The following is a 19,196-nucleotide window of genomic DNA, read 5'->3' on the forward strand; positions in this document are numbered from 1 at the left end:
TCAATGGGCCAGGGCCAGCGGCAACGGCTGCGCCGGTGCCATGCCGCCGCGGCATTTGAGCACCCGCACCTGGCCGGCATCGAGCTGCAGGCGCAACGGGGCGGGGGAGGGGTTGCGGGCCAGCCGGCTGTCGCGGAACGCAAAGCCCAGGCACTGGCCGGTTTCGGCGGCCACCTGCAGCCGGCGCAGGGCGCGGTCGTCGGCGTGCCCGGGCCAGCACAGCACCGCCGCACACGCGGCCGAGCGCAGGCATTGTTCGGCCGCCCACAGCGCTTCGCGCGGGCTGGCATGCACTACCTGCAACTGGGCCAGGGCCAGCCCGGCGCCGGCCCAGGCTGGCGCATGCGGCAGGTGCGGCGGGGCGACCAGCACTACGGTCTGCTGCAGCTGGCTGAGCCGGGCCAGGGTCGGCCAGACCAGCGCCAGCTCTCCCTGGCCGGGCGCGGCCAGCAGCACCTCGGACAGGGCCGAGGACGGCCAGCCGCCGCCGGGCAGCCGGCTGTCCAGCGCCGGGTGCCCGGTCGGGTGGGCAGCGGCTTCCCGCGCCGTCCCGCGCGGCTGCCCGCGCCAGACCTGGCGGCTTTCCAGCAGCTGTTCCAAGGCCACCACCGCGCCCATCAGCGCACCTCCCTGGCGGGCTGGAACAAGGAGAAATGGGCGGGAAACCTGAACATGGAGGCGAGGATAGGCAGGGCAGGTGTCAAGGGTTGAGACCGACATGCTACGTGGTATTAGCAAAATTGCTAATGAATTTACCGCCCTGTCGGTGACCCCGTAACAATTCGTAGCCCCGGCCGTTGGCCGGACACCGCGCGCAGCGCGGCCCAAGCGTCCGAAGCCCAATTCACATCAGCCCACCGCACATTTCCCGACGTTTACCGCCGCCGAAGCCGCCCGTCAGACGTCCATGACCCCCGCAAAAAAATCCCCAACGCCAACAGCGACACCCCAGCCCCCACCCAGCACACCGCCCCCCACCCATGCGCCGCATACACCGCGCTTCCCAGCAACGCGCCCAAGCCACTCCCGGCCGCATAGAACAGCATGTACCCCGCAATCACCTGCGCCTGGGCCTGCGTAGGTGCCGCCGCCAGGATCAGGCTCTGGTTGGTCACATGCAGGGCCTGCACGGCCAGATCCAGCAGCAATACGCCCAGCACCAGCCAGCCCAGCGAGGCGTGCAGTGCCGACAGCGGCCACCAGCTCAGCAGCAACAGCAGCAGGGCCCCCCGCGTCACCCGGTCGGCATGCCCACGGTCGCTCCAGTGCCCGCTGCGTGCGGCGGCCAGTGCGCCGAGCAGGCCCACCAGTGCGAATGCACCGATCGCGGTGTGCCCAAGCCGGAACGGCGGCGCGCTCAACGGCAGCGCCATGCTGCTCCAGAACAGCCCGAACCCGGTGAACATCAACAACCCCAGCAGCCCCCGCCGGCGCAGCACCGGTTGCTGGCGCAGCAGGGCCAGCAGTGACAACCGCGGCGAGGCGATTGGCACCGCAAGACGCGGCAGATACCGCCACAGCAGCACCCCGGTCAGTCCCATCACGCCCGCCGAGAACAGGTACACCGTGCGCCAGCCGCCCAGGTCGGCGACCACGCCCGCCACCAGCCGCGCCAGCAGCAGCCCGATCACCACCCCGGCCTGCGCCGCACCGACCACGCGGCCCCGCTCATGCGCCGGCGCGGCGGCGGCCGCGTAGGCAATCAGCCCCTGGGTCATCGCCGTGCCCAGCAGGCCGACCGCGAACATGGCCAGCAGCAGGCCCATGGCCGTACCGGCGGCAGCAACCCAGAGCAGCGCCAGCATCAGCGCAGCGGTCTGCAGCGCCATCAGCCGCCGTCGCTCGACCCGGTCGCCCAGCGGCACCAGCCACAGCAGGGCGGCCACCGACCCGACCTGCGTCGCGGCGATCACCGCGCCGATCCAGGACACGCCGATGTGCAGGTCGGCCGACAGGGCATCCAGCAGCGGCTGGGCGTAGTAGACGTTGGCCACGCTGAGCCCGCCGGCGCAGGCGAACAGCAGAAGCAGGGAAGGGGCGATGCGCGGGAGTGGGGTGGTGGCGGACATAACTGGTCTCAAAATAGAACCAGTTGAGTCTGTGTCATTTGGTTCTAAAATGAAACCACTCGAGGAGGCTCGCCATGCACCACGATCTCAACCGCACCTGCCCGGTTGCCCGCGCGCTGGACCGGATCGGCGACCGCTGGTCGCTGCTGATCGTGCGTGACGCCTTCGACGGCGTCCGCCGCTTCAGCGATTTCCAGCGCGGTCTGGGCATGTCGCGCAGCATGCTCAGCCAGCGCCTGCAGGCCCTGCAGGACGCCGGTGTGCTGATCCAGCAGGCCGCCGCCGATGGCAGCCGATACCACGACTACGTACTCACCGCCCAAGGCCAGGCGCTGTTCCCGCTGGTGGTGGCGCTGCGCCAATGGGGCGAGGGCCACCTGTTCGACCCGTCTGAACCGCGTTCGCACCTGCAGGTGATCAGCACCGGGCAGGCCGTGGCACCGCTGCTGCCCCACGATGCAGAGGGCAGGGCACTGACGGCTGCGGAGACCGAAGTAATCAAGCCGGATCAGGTTCCCCTGAGCGGCGACTTGCCCCGGGGCTGAAAGCTGGCGGCCGCCTCGAGGATTTCTCCAAGAAGGTCGGGGTGGCGATCCAAGAGGCGGAACAGGTTGAACACCGCTGCCACCGGCTGTGCCTTGCCCGTTTCATACCGGGAAAACGCATTGGGGCCGCCGCCGGCGATGGCCGCTGCCTCATGCTGACTCAAGCGCAGCTTACGACGTACGCGGCGCAGCTCCGCGCCCGCGTCCAATCGGGCTTGGTGCACCAGTTCATCGGCCGCCGCGAGATATCGCGCATGGCTGGTGTCATCCAGAAACGTCTCTTCGCAACGCTCGCAGCGCTCACCAATAAGATGGGGCACTTCGATCGTTCGATTGCCGCTGGCCAGTGGCAGCGATCCGGCAAAAGCGACCAGTGAACCCACCGCGCCGCATGCAGGGCATTGACCTGGGGCGAGGGTGGGGTAGTCGTGTGCGGTCGTCATGGTCATAGCTTCTTGAATGAAACAACGAGCTTGGGAGTGGGGGCGATTGCGTTGCTGGAAGCAACAGGTGGAAACCAGAGCATGAATTTGATGTACGCCAACCCGTTTTCAGTAGGGCCGTGATAGACGTCCTGCCAAAGGGTGTGAGCTGCGTCGTTCTCGGCTGTCATGGACTTGAAGAAGTGATCTGGGGCCAAGCCCAGGATTGCCTTGATTGCCTGCTGCGGGGCCAGCTGCATCGCGGCCATGCCCGCCACTGCCTTGAATCCGAAAACCTGGGTTCCCAAGCGCCGCACCACCTGCTTGACCTGTATCAGTGGGTACTCCGGCGCCTGCTTTTCCCAGACGCCGTCGGAGCGGACGGTGACACCGCGTGGCGTGGCACCAGCCCGGGTGTGAGGGGGCGATGTACGCATCGCTTCCTTCCATGGTCAGGACGAATATACACCTTAGAGGTTGAATCACAATCACTGCAACGCAAACGTTTCTATCCAATTCGGTTGTTCGATAGGCCACATCGCTCGTAACTCAAAGCTGAACACGCTGTTGACACGAATGAACAGGGTGAACGACTCTTGAGCGGATGGGTGCTGGTGACGGCACCCGACGGATGCGGTGGCTGTGGCGACAGGCGGAGGGGCCTGATCGTGGCTGGCGTGCCCGTGTAGTTCGATCCCGAGCGCAGTTGCGTGCCGGGATCCCGCCATGACGGCGCTGCACCCTTCTGCGGCAAGACTCCCTGGATTTACTGCGTCAGCAAAGGTGTTTCGCCCGCTTATGAAAACGATTACAAAGCCCTTGGCCCTGACGGCCGCCATCGCCCTGTCGCTGTCTGCCCCTGCCCTTGCCGCACCGGCGGTGGGTGGCGACGCCTTCACCGTGCTCCGCCTGGACCAGGCACCGACGTACCTGGATGCCAAGCTGGTGGCCGAACAGCTGCAGGCGCTGGACGTGGATGCGCTGACCATCGGCAACGTGATCCGTCCGGCTGACAGCATGGAAAGCGCGCAGGCACCGGACCCGCTTGCAGCATTGGCCGACGACCTGGGCTACACCTATCGCTTCGTCAGTGCCGACCCGGCTGCGGCCGAACAGCGCGGCAGCATCGTGCTCTCACGCCTGCCAGTGGAAGCCGAATCGGGCGTGGAAGCGCCGGGCCTGAACTACCTGCGCCTCAACGACGGCCGCCACGTGGTGGCGCTGTACACGCGCGCTGCCGAGGCCGATGGCGCGGCGGTCAAGACGCTGGTGGACAGTTCGCGCCTGGGTGCGCCGGCGGTGCTGCTGGGTACCGATGCGGACATCGCCACCGCCGCGGGTTTCGCCGCCATCGGCAAGGGTGCCGGGTACAGTGCCGGCTTCGATGCCGCCACGACCAAGCCGGTCAAGCTGCGCCTGGATGCCGATGCGAGCATCGCCGGCCAGCTGCTGACGCTGGGCTACAACGCCCCCGTGGGCGGCGACACGCCGTGGATGGACACCGGCCTGGGCGCGGATGCGCGCGCCAGGCTGCTGGTGGCGCGGATGACCGTGGACGAGAAGTTCCAGATGCTGCACAGCTACTTCGGGCTGGGCAAGGATGGCGGGCCGCTGCCGGACGGCGCGGTCGGTTCGGCCGGGTTCGTGCCGGGCGTGCCGCGCCTGGGCATTCCGTCCCAGCAGTCGGCCGATGCCGGCGTGGGCGTGACCAACCCGGGCGGGATCCGCAAGGGCGACCATGCCACGGCGATGCCCTCGGGCCCGTCCACCGCCTCGAGCTGGAATCCGCAGATCGCCTTCACCGGCGGTGCCACCATGGGCCGCGAAGCGTGGCAGCAGCGCTTCAACATCCTGCTGGCCGGCAGCGTCAACCTCCAGCGCGACCCGCGCAATGGCCGCAATTTCGAATACGCCGGCGAAGACCCGGTGCTGGCCGGTCGCCTGGTGGGTGAGTCGATCCGCGGTGTGCAGAGCCAGCACGTGATCTCGACGATGAAGCATTTCGCGCTCAACGACATGGAAACCTCGCGCAACTTCCACAGTGCCGAAATCGGCGAACAGGCGATGCGCGAATCGGACCTGCTGGCCTTTGAAATCGCCCTGGACGAAGGCAAGCCCGGTTCGGTGATGTGTTCCTACAACCGCATCAACGGCACCTACGGCTGCGAGCACGATTACCTGATGAACCAGGTGCTCAAGCAGGAGTGGAAGTTCCCGGGTTTCGTGATGTCCGACTGGGGCGGTGTGCACAGCGGTTCGAAGGCGGCGCTGGCCGGCCTGGACCAGCAGTCGGCGGGCGAGGTGTTCGACAAGGCGGTGTATTTCGATGCGCCGCTGCGGCTGGCCGTGGCCGGTGGCACGGTGCCGCAGGCGCGCTTGGACGACATGGTGGCGCGGATCCTGCGCACGATGTTCGCGCACGGCAATTTCGACCTGCCGCCGCAGCATGTGCCGATCGACGATGAAGCGGGCTTTGCAGCCGCGCAGCGCACGGTGGAAGAGGGCAGCGTACTGCTGCGCAACGCCGGCGACGTGCTGCCGCTGGGCAAGGAAGTGCAGCGCATCGTGATCATCGGCGGGCATGCCGACAAGGGCGTGATCGGGGGCGGTGGTTCGTCGATGGTGGGCTGGACCGCGCGTGGCACCAATGCGGTGCCGGGGGTGCTGCCGACCACCTGGCCGGGCCCGGTGATCTTCCACCCGTCCTCGCCGCTGGAGGCGCTGCGCGCCGAGCGCCCGGATGCGACCATCGAGTACGTGGACGGCCGTGACGTGGCGGCTGCCGCGCGCGCTGCCGCCGCAGCCGACGTGGCGATCGTGTTCGCGACGCAGTGGTCGGCCGAGTCGGTGGACCTGCCGCACATGAAGCTGCCGGACAACCAGGACACGCTGATTGCCGGGGTGGCCAAGGCCAACCCGAAGACGGTGGTGGTGCTGGAAACCAACGGTCCGGTCGAGCTGCCGTGGCTGCAGCAGGTGCCGGCGATCCTGCAGGCGTGGTACCCGGGCATCCGCGGCGGTGAGGCCATTGCGGCGCTGCTGACCGGCAAGGTGAATCCCTCGGGCCGGCTGCCGGTGACGTGGCCGGTGGACGCGTCGCAGCTGCCTCGCCCGCACGTGAACGGGCTGGGCTTCAATCCGAAGCAGAAGCCGGACGACACCATCGATTACAACATCGAAGGCGCCAACGTCGGCTACAAGTGGTTCGCGGCCAAGGGTCTCACGCCGCAGTTCGCGTTCGGCCACGGGCTCTCGTACACGCAGTTCCAGTACGACAACCTGACCTACACGGCGATGGGCCAGCGCCTGGTGGCGACGGTGGACGTACGCAACACCGGCAAGGTGGCCGGTGCGGACGTGGCGCAGCTGTACCTGAAGATGCCCGAAGGCAGCACCACGCCGATCCGCCTGATCGGGTTCCAGAAGGTCACGCTGCAGCCGGGCGAATCGCGCCGGATCCGCATCGAGGCCGAACCGAAGGCGATGGCCAGTTTCGATACGCGCGACAAGCAGTGGAAGATTGCGGAAGGCCGCTACGAGCTGCAGCTTTCGCGCTCGGCCAATGAGCCGCTGCAGAGCTCGCCGATGGTGTTGAGTGGTGGTGTGGTGAAGTAAGGCCGGCGCGATGCGTGGGCGCGTTTTGCGCTCACGCATTTCGGCGAACGGCAGCGTTTTGATTGCTGCGCGCTGAGGCGGGCGGGTACCCCCATCCGGGACCCGCCGTGAACCCATCCATGGGGGCTTGTCAAAAACATCCATGTTTTAGACAGTCCCGGATGGGGGTACCCGCCCACCTCAAGACGGATTCCGGTGTTCGGTAGCCGAAAGCAAAAGCAGCGGCAGGTGCCGACCAACGGTCGGTACCTCCCGCTGTTTCTTTGGCCGCCGACTCACTGTCAAAGGGTCGGCGGGCATGGGGGTACGGGGGCTTTGCGAAACATGGATGTTTCGCAAGAGCCCCCATGGATGGGTTTACGGCGCCCCCCGTACCCCCATGCCCGCCGGCCCAAGCCAGGGACGCCCGCAGACCAAGGCTTTGGCTTTTAAGGCTCTGGCTCTCAAGGCTTTGCTGTAAAAGGCCGTTCGCGGCCAACCATCGGCACATATCGGCAGGGGAAGAACGGCGCTAGGCTGCGGAGGTAGGTCGCCATCACCTTCCCGGAGAGAGCCATGCGTGTTCGTGTCGTGCCTGTCGTGCTGTTGAGCCTGATGATTGCCGCCAGCGTGTCGGCGCAGACCGCGCCGATGACGCCGGATATTCCGGCCAAGGGATTCGTCACCCCTACCGCCGGTTATGACTACGACAAGCGCGAAGTGATGATTCCGATGCGCGATGGGACCAAGCTGTATACCGTGATCGTCGTGCCCAAGGGCGCGCGCAATGCACCGATGCTGTTGACCCGTACGCCCTACGACGCCGCCAACCGCGCCAAGCGCATCGATTCGCCGCATATGCGCGACATCCTCCCGCAGGGCGACGAAGTTTTCGTCGATGCCGGCTATATCCGCGTGTTCCAGGATATCCGCGGCAAGTACGGCTCTGAAGGCGATTACGTGATGACCCGGCCGCTGCGTGGCCCGCTCAATGCCACCAAGGTCGACCATGCCACCGACGCCTGGGACACCATCGACTGGCTGGTCAAGCACGTGCCCGAAAGCAACGGCAAGGTCGGCATGCTGGGCTCCTCGTATGAAGGCTTCACCGTGGTGATGGCGCTCACCAACCCGCACCCCGCGCTGAAGGTCGCCGCGCCGCAGAGCCCGATGATCGATGGCTGGATGGGCGATGACTGGCTCAACTACGGCGCCTTCCGCCAGGTCAACTTCGGCTACTTCACCGGCCAGCTGGCCAAGCGCGGCAAAGGCCCGTCCATTCCCAGCACCGGCTACGACGATTACACCACCTTCCTGCGTGCCGGCTCGGCCGGTGACTATGCCAAGGCCAATGGCCTGGAACAGCTGGCGTGGTGGCACAAGCTGGTGGAACACCCGGCCTACGACGCCTTCTGGCAGGAACAGGCGCTCGATGCGCGCATGGCCAAGACCGAATTGAAAGTCCCCACCATGTGGCTGCAGGGCCTGTGGGACCAGGAAGACATGTGGGGCGCGGTGCACAGCTATGCCGCGATGGAGCCGCGGGACACCGGCAATACGCTCAACTATCTGGTCATGGGCCCTTGGCGGCACAGCCAGGTCAACTATGACGGCAGCAGCCTGGGCGCGCTCAAGTTCAACGGCGATACCGCGCTGCAGTTCCGCCGCGACGTGCTCAAGCCGTTCTTCGACCAGTACCTGGTCGATGGCGCGGCCAAGGCCGATACGCCCCCGGTGCTGATCTACAACACCGGCGAAAACCACTGGGACAAGCTGCAGCAGTGGCCGCGTACCGCTGCCCAGACCAGACCGCTGTACCTGCGCGCCGGCGGCAAGCTCTCGTTCGAAGCGCCGCAGGCGGGGGAGGCCACGTACGAAGCCTATGTTTCCGACCCGGCCAAGCCGGTCCCGTTCGCGCCGCGCCCGGTACGCTTCGCCGACCGCGATATGTGGACCAGCTGGCTGGTCAAGGACCAGCGCTTCGTCGATGGCCGCACCGACGTGCTGACCTTCGTCAGCGAGCCGCTCACCGAACCGCTGCGGATCGGCGGCGCGCCGCAGGTGAACCTGCAGGCGGCCACCAGCGGCAGCGACAGTGACTGGGTGGTGAAGCTGATCGACGTGTATCCGGACCAGGTGCCGTCGACGCCCGAGATGGGCGGCTATGAGCTGGGCGTGTCGATGGCGATCTTCCGGGGCCGCTACCGCGAAAGCTTCAGCGAACCCAAGGCGATCGCCTCCAACCAGGTGCTCGATTACAAATTCGGCCTGCCTACCGCCAACCACGTGTTCCAGCCGGGCCACCGGGTGATGGTGCAGGTGCAGTCCAGCCTGTTCCCGCTGTACGACCGCAACCCGCAGACCTTCGTGCCCAACATCTACCTGGCCAAGCCCGGCGATTACCAGAAGGCGACCCAGCAGGTGTGGCATGCACCGGGCAACGCGTCGTTCATTGCGTTGCCGGTGTACTGATGCCGAGGGCGATTATCCGGACACGCTCGGGTAATCGGTGTAGCCCTTGGCGCCGCCGCCATACAGCGTGTCCGGATCGAGGTCGGACAATGCCACGCCCAGGCGCAGGCGTTCGACCAGGTCCGGGTTGGCGATGAAGGCGCGCCCGAATGCGATCATGTCCGCATAGCCGGACGCGATGGCCTGCTCGGCACTGTCCTTGTCGTAGCCGTTGTTGGCGATCCACGGGCCCTTGAACTTCGCGCGCAGCGCCGCGTAATCGAACGCGATGTTGTCGCGCGGGCCACCGGTGGCGCCTTCGATCACATGCACGAAGGCCAGGCCGCCAATGGCATCCAGGCGCTCGACCGCACGTTCGAACAACGGCTGCGGCTGCGAATCCCGCGCATCGTTGGCCGGGGTCACCGGCGACAGGCGCACGCCGGTACGCTCTGCGCCGATTTCCGAAGCGATCGCGCGCACCACTTCGTCGAGCAGGCGGGTGCGGTTTTCGATGCTGCCACCGTATTCGTCGGTGCGCAGGTTGCTGCCATCACGCAGGAATTGATCGATCAGGTAGCCGTTGGCGGCATGCACTTCCACGCCGTCGAAACCGGCGGTGATCGCGTTGCGTGCGGCCTGGCGGAAGTCCTGGATCAGCGCGGGAATCTCGTCCAGGCGCAGCGCGCGCGGCTCGGAGACATCCTCGAAGCCCTTTGCGGTGAAGGTCTTGCCGTTGGCGCGCAGGGCGCTGGGTGCCACCGGCACTTCGCCGTCCGGAAGCAGGCTGGTGTGCGAGATGCGGCCCACGTGCCAGAGCTGCAGCACGATGCGGCCGCCGCGCGCATGCACCGCATCGGTCACCTTGCGCCACGCATCGATCTGGGCTTGGCTGTAGATGCCGGGCGTGTCCAGGTAGCCCTGGCCGAGCGGGCTGATCTGGGTGGCTTCGGCGATGATCAGGCCGGCGCTCGCGCGCTGCTCGTAGTACTGGATGGCCAGCGGGTTGGGCACCCGACCCTCGATCGCGCGGTTGCGCGTCAACGGTGCCATCGCGATGCGGTTGCCGACCTCGATCGCGCCGAGCCGGGTGGGGGTGAACAACGTACCGTCAGGGGACTGTGTCATGTGCGATGCCTTGGGGAAGGGAAGTCGTGCAGGGGATACGACACCCAGCATAGGCCCGGGTGCGTTGCAGCGATGGGAAGCATTGTTGCGGGGCGCTGCGTGCACGTTGTGTAACGCATCCGGGGCGTAGGGTAGTGAGGTACCCAAGCAGAGGCAGTGCAATGATCGATTACCAACTCAAGGGCAAGGTTGCCATCGTCACCGGTGGCGTTTCCGGTATCGGCCTGGCCGTGGCCGAGCTGCTGGCCGATTCCGGCGCGGCGGTCGCGGTGTGGGACCTGAAGGACGACGCGGTGCAGAAGACCGCCGAGGCCATCCGTGGTCGTGGCGTCAATGCGATCGGCGTCGCCCTGGACGTCACCGATGAAGCGGCGGTGGACGCGGCCGTACAGCGCACGGTGCAGGAACTGGGCGGGCTGGATATCGCGGTCAACAACGCAGGCATCGGTGGCCCGTCGGCGACCAGCGGCGAGTACCCGGTGGACGGCTGGAAGCGCGTCATCGACGTGAACCTCAACAGCGTGTTCCTGTGCCAGCGCGCGCAGATCCAGGCGCTGCGCAAGGGCGGCAAGGGCGGCAGCATCATCAACATGGCCTCGATCCTGGGCCAGGTCGGGTTCGCCAATTCGGCCGCCTACGTGGCCGCCAAGCACGGCGTGGTGGGCCTGACCCAGACCGCAGCCTGGGAACACGCGGGCGACAACATCCGGGTCAACGCGGTTGGCCCGGGCTTCATTGCCACGCCGCTGCTGGACAAGATGGATCCGACCGTACGCAAGGCGCTGGAAGCCAAGCACGCGCTGAACCGGCTGGGGAAGGCGGAAGAAGTGGCAGCGCTGGTGGCCTGGCTGGCCAGTGCCGACGCGTCGTTCGCTACCGGTACGTATTACGCCATCGATGGCGGTTACCTGGCCCAGTAAACACCGTGGGGCAGGAGCGGGCCTGGCCCGCTCCTGCACGCCATGCTCACGCCCGACTTCACGGCACTCCCACGACGCTCACGCAAGGCTGGAACCATTGCCGAGGAGAGCTGGATGGGACTGGAACAGGATCTGTCGATTCTGCTGCGCATTGCCGCAGCAATGTTGTTTGGTGGCGTGCTCGGCCTGGAGCGGGAGTTGGGCAAGCATGCGGCCGGGCTGCGCACGCACATGCTGATTGCCGGCGCGGCCGCGCTGATCGTCGGCCTGGGCGACAGCATCGCCGAGCATTTCCAGCAGGAGCGCTACCGTGACCTGCTGCAGGTGGATCCGGTACGCCTGATCGAGGCGGTGGTGGCGTGCGTTGGCTTCGTGGCGGCGGGCACCATCCTGCGTGGCAACCGCGATGACGAGGTCAGCGGTTTGACCACGGCCAGTTCGCTGATCATGGCCGCGGCCATCGGCATCGCGGTGGGGATCGGGGAATATGTGATTGCGATCGGGGTCAGCGTGATGTGCGTGATCGTGCTGACGGTGTTTCGTCGATTGGCAAAAAAGCTGGAGTCACCATGAGCAGCGAACGTCCGTTCGAGATCAAACGCCTTGATCACCTGGTGCTGCGGGTACAGGATCTGCAACGTGCCGTGGCCTTCTACCGCGATGTATTGGGCTGCACGGTAGCGCGCGAGCGCCCGACGCTGGGCATGGTGCACCTGCATGCAGGATCCTCGATGATCGACCTGGTGAGCGTAGAAGGTGCACTGGGCAGCCGTGGTGGTCCGGCGGCCGGCGCGCAGGGACGCAATCTCGAGCACCTGTGCCTGCGCATCGAGCCGTTCGACGAGACGGCGCTGCGCGAGCACCTGACGATGCACGGGGTGGCGGTGGATGGGCAGGTCAGCAGCAACCTGGGTGCGGAAGGCGATGGGCTGTCGCTTTACCTGCGCGACCCCGATGGCAACGGGGTGGAGCTCAAGGGACCGGCCAGTCCGTGCTGCGGTTAGGCAGCCAATCCGCTGTGGGGGCGTAGATCTTTGGTCTAATGGGCGGATCGTGAACGCTTCGCCATGGTTGGACCATGATCATTTCCGCTTCCACCGATTACCGCGCCGCCGCGCAACGCCGGCTGCCGCCGTTCCTGTTCCATTACATCGACGGCGGCGCCTACGCCGAGCACACGCTGCGCCGCAACGTCGAAGACCTGGCCGGCATCGCGCTGCGCCAGCGGATCCTGCGCAACGTGGCCGACCTCAGCCTGGATGCGGAGCTGCTGGGTGAGCGCATGGCGATGCCGGTGGCGCTGGGGCCGGTGGGGCTGACCGGGATGTTTGCGCGACGGGGCGAGGTGCAGGCGGCGAGAGCGGCGGCGAGCCGCGGCATTCCGTTCACGCTGTCGACGGTGTCGGTGTGTGCGATCGAGGAGGTGGCGCCGGCCATCGGTCGCCCGATGTGGTTCCAGTTGTATGTGCTCAAGGACCGCGGTTTCATGCGTAATGCGCTGGAACGCGCCAAGGCGGCAGGGGTCACCACGCTGGTGTTCACGGTGGACATGCCCACGCCCGGCGCGCGCTACCGCGATGCGCATTCGGGGATGAGCGGTCCCAACGCGCCGTTGCGGCGCATGCTGCAGGCCGTGACCCACCCGCGCTGGGCGTTGGACGTTGGGTTGCGTGGGCGCCCGCATGACCTGGGCAACATCTCCACCTACCGCGGCAATCCCACCGGGCTGGGCGATTACATCGGCTGGCTGGGCAGCAATTTCGATCCTTCCATTTCGTGGAAGGACCTGGAATGGATCCGCGAGTTCTGGACGGGGCCGATGGTGATCAAGGGCATCCTGGATCCCGAAGACGCGCGCGATGCGGTGCGCTTCGGCGCCGATGGCATCGTGGTATCCTGGCGGCCGCCAGCTGGACGGGGTGCTGTCGACGGCGCGCGCGCTTCCGGCCATCGCCAGTGCGGTCAAGGGCGAGGTGGAGATCCTGGTCGATTCGGGCATCCGCAGCGGGCTGGACGTAGTTCGCATGCTGGCGCTGGGTGCTGACGGCGTCCTGCTGGGCCGCGCGTTCGTGTATGCGCTGGCGGCTCACGGCGAGGCCGGCGTGGCCAACCTGCTGGATCTGATCGCGAAGGAAATGCGCGTGGCGATGACGTTGACCGGCGCGCGGAACATTCGCGAGATCAGTGAGGATTCTCTTGTCGGTTTGTCGCGCTGAAAGCGGTAACGCGGTAAAGCGGTGAAGCCTTGGTCTGCGAATTTGCCTGGCTTGGGCCGGCGGGCATGGGGGTACGGGGGGCGCCGTAAACCCATCCCTGGGGGCTCTTGCGAAACATCCATGTTTCGCAAAGCCCCCGTACCCCCATGCCCGCCGACCCATTGACAGTGAGCCGGTGGCCTAGGGAGAAGCGACAGCGTAGTGGCTGCCGTTGCCGTTGCCGTTGCCCTTGTATTTGATTTCCGTGGGTCACCGGCCAACTGTCAAAGGCTGGCGGGGGTGGGTTTGCGGGACCGTAGAGCGCCATGGATGGCGCGAACGAGCTTACATGGATGTACTTGCAGCGTGTCCCGCAAACCCACACCCGCCGGCCAAGCCGCGGACGTTCGCAGACCAGGGCTTTTTGCTCTTGCTTGTGCTCTTGCTCTTGCTCTGCGCCGTACGCGCTAAACCAACATCACTCGCAGCGGACTGCAGTGATGATGTTGTCCTTGTCGAGGTAGACGCGCAGGCGGTCGGGACGGTGGTCGCGGGTGGCGACGGTGGAGCCGGGGCCGATGGGGATGATCAGCCCGGCGCCGCTCTGCTTGAAGACAGTGCGCATGGTGGCTTCGTCGGCATTCTTGCCGATGGCCCAGGTCAGGCCTTCGGCGTGGCATTCGCCGCTGCCGGTGATTTCCGGCCCGGGCGCGGTGGCGCAGGCGGACAGGGACAGGGTGGCCAGGGCCACCAGCGGAAGCACGTTGCGCGAACGGGTCGTCATGGGTCGCTCCTGCGGTTGCCAGCCCCGACCATACCACCGCCGTGGTGGCCCCGGGGTGGGCGCCGCTACACTGGTGGCCGGAGTCGACCAAGGAGCCGGTGGTGCTGCACGTGTTCATGCTGGGGGGGCGTCATGCCCGCGCGCGGATCGAAGTCCATGACGTGGCGTTCGCCAACGTTGAACGCATCGAAGATGCGTATCCGCAGCTGCGCCGGGACTGGTTTGGCGAGGCCAAGGGGCTGCATGTCGATGGCTGGCTGGCCGTCGATGGGGTCGAAGACTATCGGGTCGGGTTTGGCGACGCCGCCCCGGCGGCGGACGAGCCCCGGCTGTTCTTCGTCAATCTGGGTGGCTATGTGCCCGGCGCACTGGGCGAGGCGCATGATTACCTGCTGCTGGTCGCGCCTGATCTGGCGGCGGCCCGGCGCAAGGCCAAGGCGCTGCAGGATGCGCGGTGGGACAAGCCGCATACCGATGCGTTGCTGGAGGTGGATGACTGCATCGCCATCGACCAGGTGGGGGGCCGCCATGTACAGCTGGTGCGCGCTGCGCATGCAGGCATCCAGCAGGTCAGCGATTACATCGTGATCGGCTGAGCGCGCAGCGTCGACCACAGCGCCTCCAGGTGCTGCACGAACGCTGCCGGCGCGGTCGCCAGGTTCGCGCTGCCGTGGTGTTCGCCGCCGAAGGGCTCCTCCCCGGGCAGCGACACCCGCGTTTCACCTTCGATTCCGTAGCCGGTGCCGCCGTCTATCAGGCTGATGTGCAGCTGGTGCGGGTCGATGCCGCCCCCACAGAACGTGTGGCTGGCCAACGTGATCTCTGCCTGGCCATCGCCATCCAGGTCGGTCACGCCCACGTGCTCCAGAAACCAGCCCGCTTCCAGGTCCAGTCCGGCGCAGGGCTGGCGGATCTGACGCTGCCATTGCTTGCTCCAGGCCCCGCGCGGGTCCGACCGGGCATGCAGCTGCGCAGTCAGCACCGCGACCTCGAGCACGTTGCCGCTGTCGGCATCCTCATGGGTTTCGTCTCTTCGCTCCAGCACCAGCAGGCCTTCCCCGTGGCGGTCGCGGAAATGCACGCGCCGAAGCACGTGGTCGCCCCCCGGTAGCGGCGCCGCAGTGGCCACCGGTTCGGGAAGCAGGGTCAGTTCGTGCACCGCCGCCGCCGGCCCCTGCTCGGCACAGGCGGCCAGTGCCAGGCAGGCGGCCCCCATCAGCACAGGGTTGAGCAGGCGGAACAGGCGGGGCGGGCAGGCGGTATCGTGCATGGGGGGGCGTCGCGTAGCTGCCGTGATCATTACCCATCCCCTGCCGGCATGACCACGCACCGCGTCGCGACCGGCTCGTTTCGAGGGCCCGGATTGACTCGTCCGGCCCGTGTTGCTGCAGTGCAGCGAATTCACCGGGCGGTAGCCGGCTGCAAAACAGCCACGCTATAGTGGTCGATCAATGCGGTGCCCGCTTTCGTGCCCGGGCTGTATGGCGCGTCGTACCTGACCAAATTCATGACTGCTGAAACGACTACTCCGCCGGCCGCTCCGGCCCAGGCTTCCGGTCCGCTGTTCTACCGCCAGCCGCTGCCGCTGCAATCGGACAAGCACGCCAACTGGCGCCTGCGTCCGGGTTCGCTGGCGTTCGCCGCCGAGACCAACGCCATTCCGGCGGTGATCGGCGAATTCGGCATGGCCGCCCAGCATTTCCCCATCCTGTTCACCGGCCAGGATGCCTCGCCGATCGTGGCCGTGGGCCTGGCCCGCCGCAACCTGTTCGTGACCGACGGCAAGTGGGCCGACGACACCTACGCCCCGGCCTACCTGCGCCGCTATCCGTTCGTGTTCGTGCAGGCCGAGGACGACAATTTCCTGCTGGCGCTGGATGCCGATTCGGAACAGGTCAACCAGGGCGTCAGCGACGAAGGCGAGCCGCTGTTCGTTGATGGCAAGGCGACCGAACTGGTCGACAACGCCATGAAGTTCTGCGCCGATTTCACCCGCGAATACGAACAGACCCGCCAGTTCAGCGCCGCGCTGAAGGAACAGGACCTGCTGGTCGAGCGCAGCATCGACGTGACCCTGCCCAGCGGTGAAAAGATGTCGGTGAACGGCTTCCACGTGGTGGACGTCGAGAAGTTCGCCAAGCTGCCCGACGCCATCGTCCTCGCCTGGCATCGCAACGGCTGGCTGGCCTCGATCCACCACCACCTGAGCTCGCTGGCGCGCTTCAATGCGCTGGTGCAGCGCCAGAGCGCGCAGGTCGCTGCCGCGGCCTGATCACGCAATGGCGTGTGAGGACGGAAACGGCGGCCGCAGGGCCGCCGTTTCTGTCTGTCCCGGCATCAGGAACGGCTGCCCCGTGCCTGGCGCAGCTGCCGTCGGAACGCCTCCAGCTTGCTGGAGCGGGGTTGGAGGTCGATCCCGACCCAGCGGTCCTGCTCGCGGCCATCGGCATCGATCTGCAGTTCGTGATGGAACAGTTCGCGGGTGCCGCCGTCGCTGATGCCGGTCACCTCGCTGATCGACGCCACCACGCGGCGACCGCTGCCCAGCCGCTGGACATGCACCACGAAATCAACCGCACTGGCGATCTGCCGACGCACGTTGTCTTCGCTGCCCTGGAAGCCCGCGAGTCCTGCCAGGATCTCCAGCCGTTGCAGGCAGTCGCGCGCGGAGCTGGCGCGCACAGTGGCCATGGAGCCATCGTGCCCGGTCGCCATCGCCTGCAGCATCTCGATGACCTCGGCGCCGCGCAGTTCACCGACCAGGATCCGGTCGGGGCGCATGCCCAGGCTGCTGCGCATCAGCTCGCGGATGCCGACCGCGCCCTGGCCGTCCGTGCCCGCTGCGCGGCTTTCCAGACGCACGACATGCGGGTGCTTGAGCGTCAGTTCGGCAACCTCCTCGACGGTGGCGATGCGTTCGTCGGCCGGAATGTATCCGGCCATGGCGTTGAGCAGCGCGGTTTTCCCCGAATCGGCGGTGCCGCAGACGAGGACGTTGCAGCGGCCCAGCACCATGGCGTTCAACAGCGCATGCACGGCGGGATCGAACGTGCCCATGCGCAGCAGCTCGTCACAGGTGAACGGGGTCCTGCGGAACTTGCGGATGGAGACCACCGGGCCATCCAGCGCCAGCGGCGGGATGATCGCGTTGAGATGGCCACCAGCGGGCAGGCGCACGTCCGCGATCGGGCACTCTTCGTCCAGCCGGCGCCCCAGCGGGGCCAGGATACGGCGCAGGATCCGCAGCAGGTGGTCATCATCGGTGAAACGCTGGTTGATCGGCACCAGCTGCCCGGCTTGGGAGACTTGGATATCCCGGTAGCCGTTGATGAGGATGGCATCGATGGCGGGGTCGCGCAGCAGGTCATCCAAGGGGCCGAAGCCGGTCAGTTCCTTGACCAGCGCGGCTGCCACGATTTCCATTTCGGCGGCATTGACCGGGATGCGCCATTCCTGCACGAACCGGTCGGTCTGGGTGGTTACGTAGCGGGCTACCGTGACCGGCGACCAGGCGTCGATGTCGACCTGGCCATCCTCGATGCTGTTGAGCAGGTGCTCATGGGCAGCGGCCAGCACCCGCAGAAAGTCCTCGGACTGCGCGAACGGCACCCGTGGGTCCGCTGCCGGATCCGCGGGCACGGAATCCGCATGCGCAGCGACCGGGCCGAGCGGGGCTACTTTCTTTTCCATTGACGGCTGTCCAGGAAGCGCATGAGGGTTTCCAGCGGGGTGTGCGGCCGCGCAGGCGGCGCGGCAGGGCACAGGCGCGCCAGCAAGGGCGCGAGCGCGCGCAGGTAGGGCGCGCGAGGGGCATCGTGCAACAGCAGGTGCCCATGGTTGGCGCTGGTGCGCAGGCGTTCGCAGCAGGGCAGGGCAGCCAGCAATGGCAGGCCGAACCGGTCAGCGATCTGGGCCGGGCCCAGTCCGCCGCCCTGGTGGTGGCGGTTGATGACCAACTGCAGGCGCGCGTCGCGGCTGCCGATGGCGTCCAGGTGTTTCAACACCTGGTCGAGTGAGACCAGCGTGCCGATCGCCGGGTCGGCGACGAGCCAGATCTCATCGGCACCGTTGAGGAGGGAGCGGGGAACCTGGCGGACCGGAACACCACCCAGGTCGCACAGCACCGTGCCGAACACCCCGCGCAGGCGCTGCATCAGTACGGCTGGATCGGCAAGGGTACCGCCATCTCCGCCTGCCGGCTGTCCCAGCAGGTGAAGTCCGCCTTCGTGCCGGGTCACTACCGTGCGGACCAGGTTGGCGTCGATGCGATTGGCATGGCGCAGCGCATCCTCGTAGTGGAACTGGCTGTCCACGTTGAGGTACAGCGCGGCATCGCCGGCCGGATGGCCGAGATCGACCAGCAGGGTGTCGGTGGCGTCGTCCTCTCCGGCGCGGGGCACGGCGAGCTGTTGCGCCATCACCCCCAGATGGGTGGCCAGCGTGCTGGTGCCGACCCCGGCGCGTACGCCCAGCAGCAGGATCAGCCGGGCCTTCGCGGCGCCCGGCGCAGGCAGGTCGGGAACATCGGCAGGCAGGGCGGCGGCGCGGCGCAGCACGGCGTCGATCTCGGCGGTGCTCGCTTCCAGGTCGAGAATGTCGCGCAGGCCCGCCCGCACCGCCGCGACAATGCCATCCTCCTCCTTCGACGAGGTCGACCCTACCGCGACCAGCGGCAGGTCGGGATGACTGCGCTGGAGCCGTCTGGCCAGTTCGCTGGAGGCCTGGGCGGCCCCGCGCAGATAATCCAGCAGCACCACGCAGGGGCCGCTGCGACGATGGACGTCGAGGGCACCCGCCGGCGCGGCACTGTCCTGCCAGTGCACGCGCATACCGACCGGGAGCCGGGCTTCGAGCAGGGCGGCCAGGTGGCTGGCCGGGGCGTAGAGGACGAGGGTCATCGGTGGCGGCCTGGGGTGCAGCAGCTGGAGGGGAGCGGCCATGGGAAGCGTCCTTGCGCGCGGGGCACGTCGGACGATGTTCCGCCACCGCCGGCCCCGGCGGATGCACAAAATCGGCAGGGTGTTGCATGCCACCCCGTGATGGCCCCATGGACATCAAGTGAATGGAGGATATTGACGCCGTGTAAAC

The 19,196-nt window shown here is 67.1% G+C and carries 17 protein-coding genes and 1 pseudogene; 9 read left to right on the top strand and 9 right to left on the bottom strand.

From position 1 onward, the window contains the following. Window positions 1-618, bottom strand: a complete 618-nt coding sequence (imuA, locus tag QE395_RS07955; RefSeq protein ID WP_093535890.1) for a translesion DNA synthesis-associated protein ImuA — start codon at window positions 616-618, stop codon at window positions 1-3. 257 nt (window positions 619-875) lie between these two features. After that, the gene (locus QE395_RS07960) at window positions 876-2,069 is read right to left on the bottom strand and encodes an MFS transporter (protein WP_306988375.1); all 1,194 of its coding nucleotides are present in this window, start codon (window positions 2,067-2,069) and stop codon (window positions 876-878) included. Between the two features lie 74 nt (window positions 2,070-2,143). Between QE395_RS07960 and QE395_RS07965 the strand changes: the two genes are divergently transcribed. Continuing rightward, on the top strand, window positions 2,144-2,614 hold the full coding sequence (locus QE395_RS07965) for a helix-turn-helix domain-containing protein (RefSeq protein ID WP_306988377.1): 471 nt from the start codon (window positions 2,144-2,146) through the stop codon (window positions 2,612-2,614). Here the strand turns inward: QE395_RS07965 and QE395_RS07970 are convergent. Together QE395_RS07970 and QE395_RS07975 are read right to left on the bottom strand one after the other, a co-directional pair. Then, a complete protein-coding gene (locus QE395_RS07970; protein ID WP_306988380.1) occupies window positions 2,578-3,057 on the bottom strand; it encodes a type II TA system antitoxin MqsA family protein in 480 nt (159 codons plus the stop codon). The genes QE395_RS07965 and QE395_RS07970 overlap by 37 nt on opposite strands. A 2-nt stretch (window positions 3,058-3,059) precedes the next feature. Then, window positions 3,060-3,473 (bottom strand): type II toxin-antitoxin system MqsR family toxin, encoded by a 414-nt coding sequence (locus QE395_RS07975; RefSeq protein WP_306988382.1) that lies wholly within the window; start codon window positions 3,471-3,473, stop codon window positions 3,060-3,062. A gap of 361 nt (window positions 3,474-3,834) precedes the next feature. Here QE395_RS07975 and QE395_RS07980 point away from each other — a divergent pair, with 361 nt between their 5' ends. Both QE395_RS07980 and QE395_RS07985 read left to right on the top strand, forming a co-directional pair. Then, complete coding sequence (locus tag QE395_RS07980) at window positions 3,835-6,651, top strand: glycoside hydrolase family 3 C-terminal domain-containing protein (RefSeq protein WP_306988384.1); 2,817 nt, start codon at window positions 3,835-3,837, stop codon at window positions 6,649-6,651. 555 nt (window positions 6,652-7,206) lie between these two features. After that, complete coding sequence (locus QE395_RS07985) at window positions 7,207-9,102, top strand: CocE/NonD family hydrolase (protein ID WP_306988386.1); 1,896 nt, start codon at window positions 7,207-7,209, stop codon at window positions 9,100-9,102. A gap of 12 nt (window positions 9,103-9,114) precedes the next feature. On the opposite strand, the gene QE395_RS07990 is transcribed toward QE395_RS07985, so the two are convergent. Then, a complete protein-coding gene (locus tag QE395_RS07990) occupies window positions 9,115-10,209 on the bottom strand; it encodes an alkene reductase (protein ID WP_068852552.1) in 1,095 nt (364 codons plus the stop codon). 161 nt (window positions 10,210-10,370) lie between these two features. On the opposite strand from QE395_RS07990, the gene QE395_RS07995 reads away from it, so the two are divergent. From QE395_RS07995 to lldD, 4 genes and pseudogenes are all read left to right on the top strand, one after another. Then, on the top strand, window positions 10,371-11,129 hold the full coding sequence (locus QE395_RS07995; RefSeq protein ID WP_306988388.1) for an SDR family NAD(P)-dependent oxidoreductase: 759 nt from the start codon (window positions 10,371-10,373) through the stop codon (window positions 11,127-11,129). A 114-nt stretch (window positions 11,130-11,243) separates the two neighbouring features. After that, on the top strand, window positions 11,244-11,702 hold the full coding sequence (locus QE395_RS08000) for an MgtC/SapB family protein (protein WP_068852546.1): 459 nt from the start codon (window positions 11,244-11,246) through the stop codon (window positions 11,700-11,702). Further along, window positions 11,699-12,133 (top strand): VOC family protein, encoded by a 435-nt coding sequence (locus QE395_RS08005; RefSeq protein WP_093535860.1) that lies wholly within the window; start codon window positions 11,699-11,701, stop codon window positions 12,131-12,133. Before QE395_RS08000 ends, QE395_RS08005 begins: the two co-directional genes overlap by 4 nt. A 74-nt stretch (window positions 12,134-12,207) precedes the next feature. Then, window positions 12,208-13,345, top strand: a pseudogene (lldD, locus tag QE395_RS08010) (FMN-dependent L-lactate dehydrogenase LldD). 457 nt (window positions 13,346-13,802) lie between these two features. Here lldD and QE395_RS08015 read toward each other — a convergent pair. Further along, window positions 13,803-14,108, bottom strand: coding sequence for a hypothetical protein (locus QE395_RS08015; protein ID WP_217538531.1), 306 nt, complete (start codon window positions 14,106-14,108; stop codon window positions 13,803-13,805). Between the two features lie 101 nt (window positions 14,109-14,209). Between QE395_RS08015 and QE395_RS08020 the strand changes: the two genes are divergently transcribed. After that, window positions 14,210-14,704: a DUF1543 domain-containing protein gene (locus tag QE395_RS08020; RefSeq protein WP_249832621.1), complete on the top strand. Its 495-nt coding sequence runs from the start codon at window positions 14,210-14,212 to the stop codon at window positions 14,702-14,704. Here the strand turns inward: QE395_RS08020 and QE395_RS08025 are convergent. Then, entirely contained in the window at window positions 14,686-15,378 is a 693-nt protein-coding gene (locus QE395_RS08025; protein WP_306988390.1) for a hypothetical protein, read from the bottom strand. The two genes, QE395_RS08020 and QE395_RS08025, sit on opposite strands and share 19 nt — an antisense overlap. Window positions 15,379-15,615: 237 nt before the next feature. Between QE395_RS08025 and QE395_RS08030 the strand changes: the two genes are divergently transcribed. Then, complete coding sequence (locus QE395_RS08030) at window positions 15,616-16,380, top strand: SapC family protein (RefSeq protein ID WP_068854682.1); 765 nt, start codon at window positions 15,616-15,618, stop codon at window positions 16,378-16,380. A gap of 65 nt (window positions 16,381-16,445) precedes the next feature. Here the strand turns inward: QE395_RS08030 and QE395_RS08035 are convergent, their stop codons facing one another. Next, complete coding sequence (locus QE395_RS08035; protein ID WP_306988392.1) at window positions 16,446-17,798, bottom strand: CpaF family protein; 1,353 nt, start codon at window positions 17,796-17,798, stop codon at window positions 16,446-16,448. Then, a complete protein-coding gene (locus tag QE395_RS08040) occupies window positions 17,783-19,048 on the bottom strand; it encodes a fimbrial protein (RefSeq protein ID WP_306988395.1) in 1,266 nt (421 codons plus the stop codon). Before QE395_RS08040 ends, QE395_RS08035 begins: the two co-directional genes overlap by 16 nt. Window positions 19,049-19,196: the final 148 nt, after the last annotated feature.

Origin of the sequence: Stenotrophomonas sp. SORGH_AS_0282 (assembly GCF_030818125.1) — a bacterium.
GTDB classification, from domain to species: Bacteria; Pseudomonadota; Gammaproteobacteria; order Xanthomonadales; family Xanthomonadaceae; genus Stenotrophomonas; species Stenotrophomonas rhizophila_A.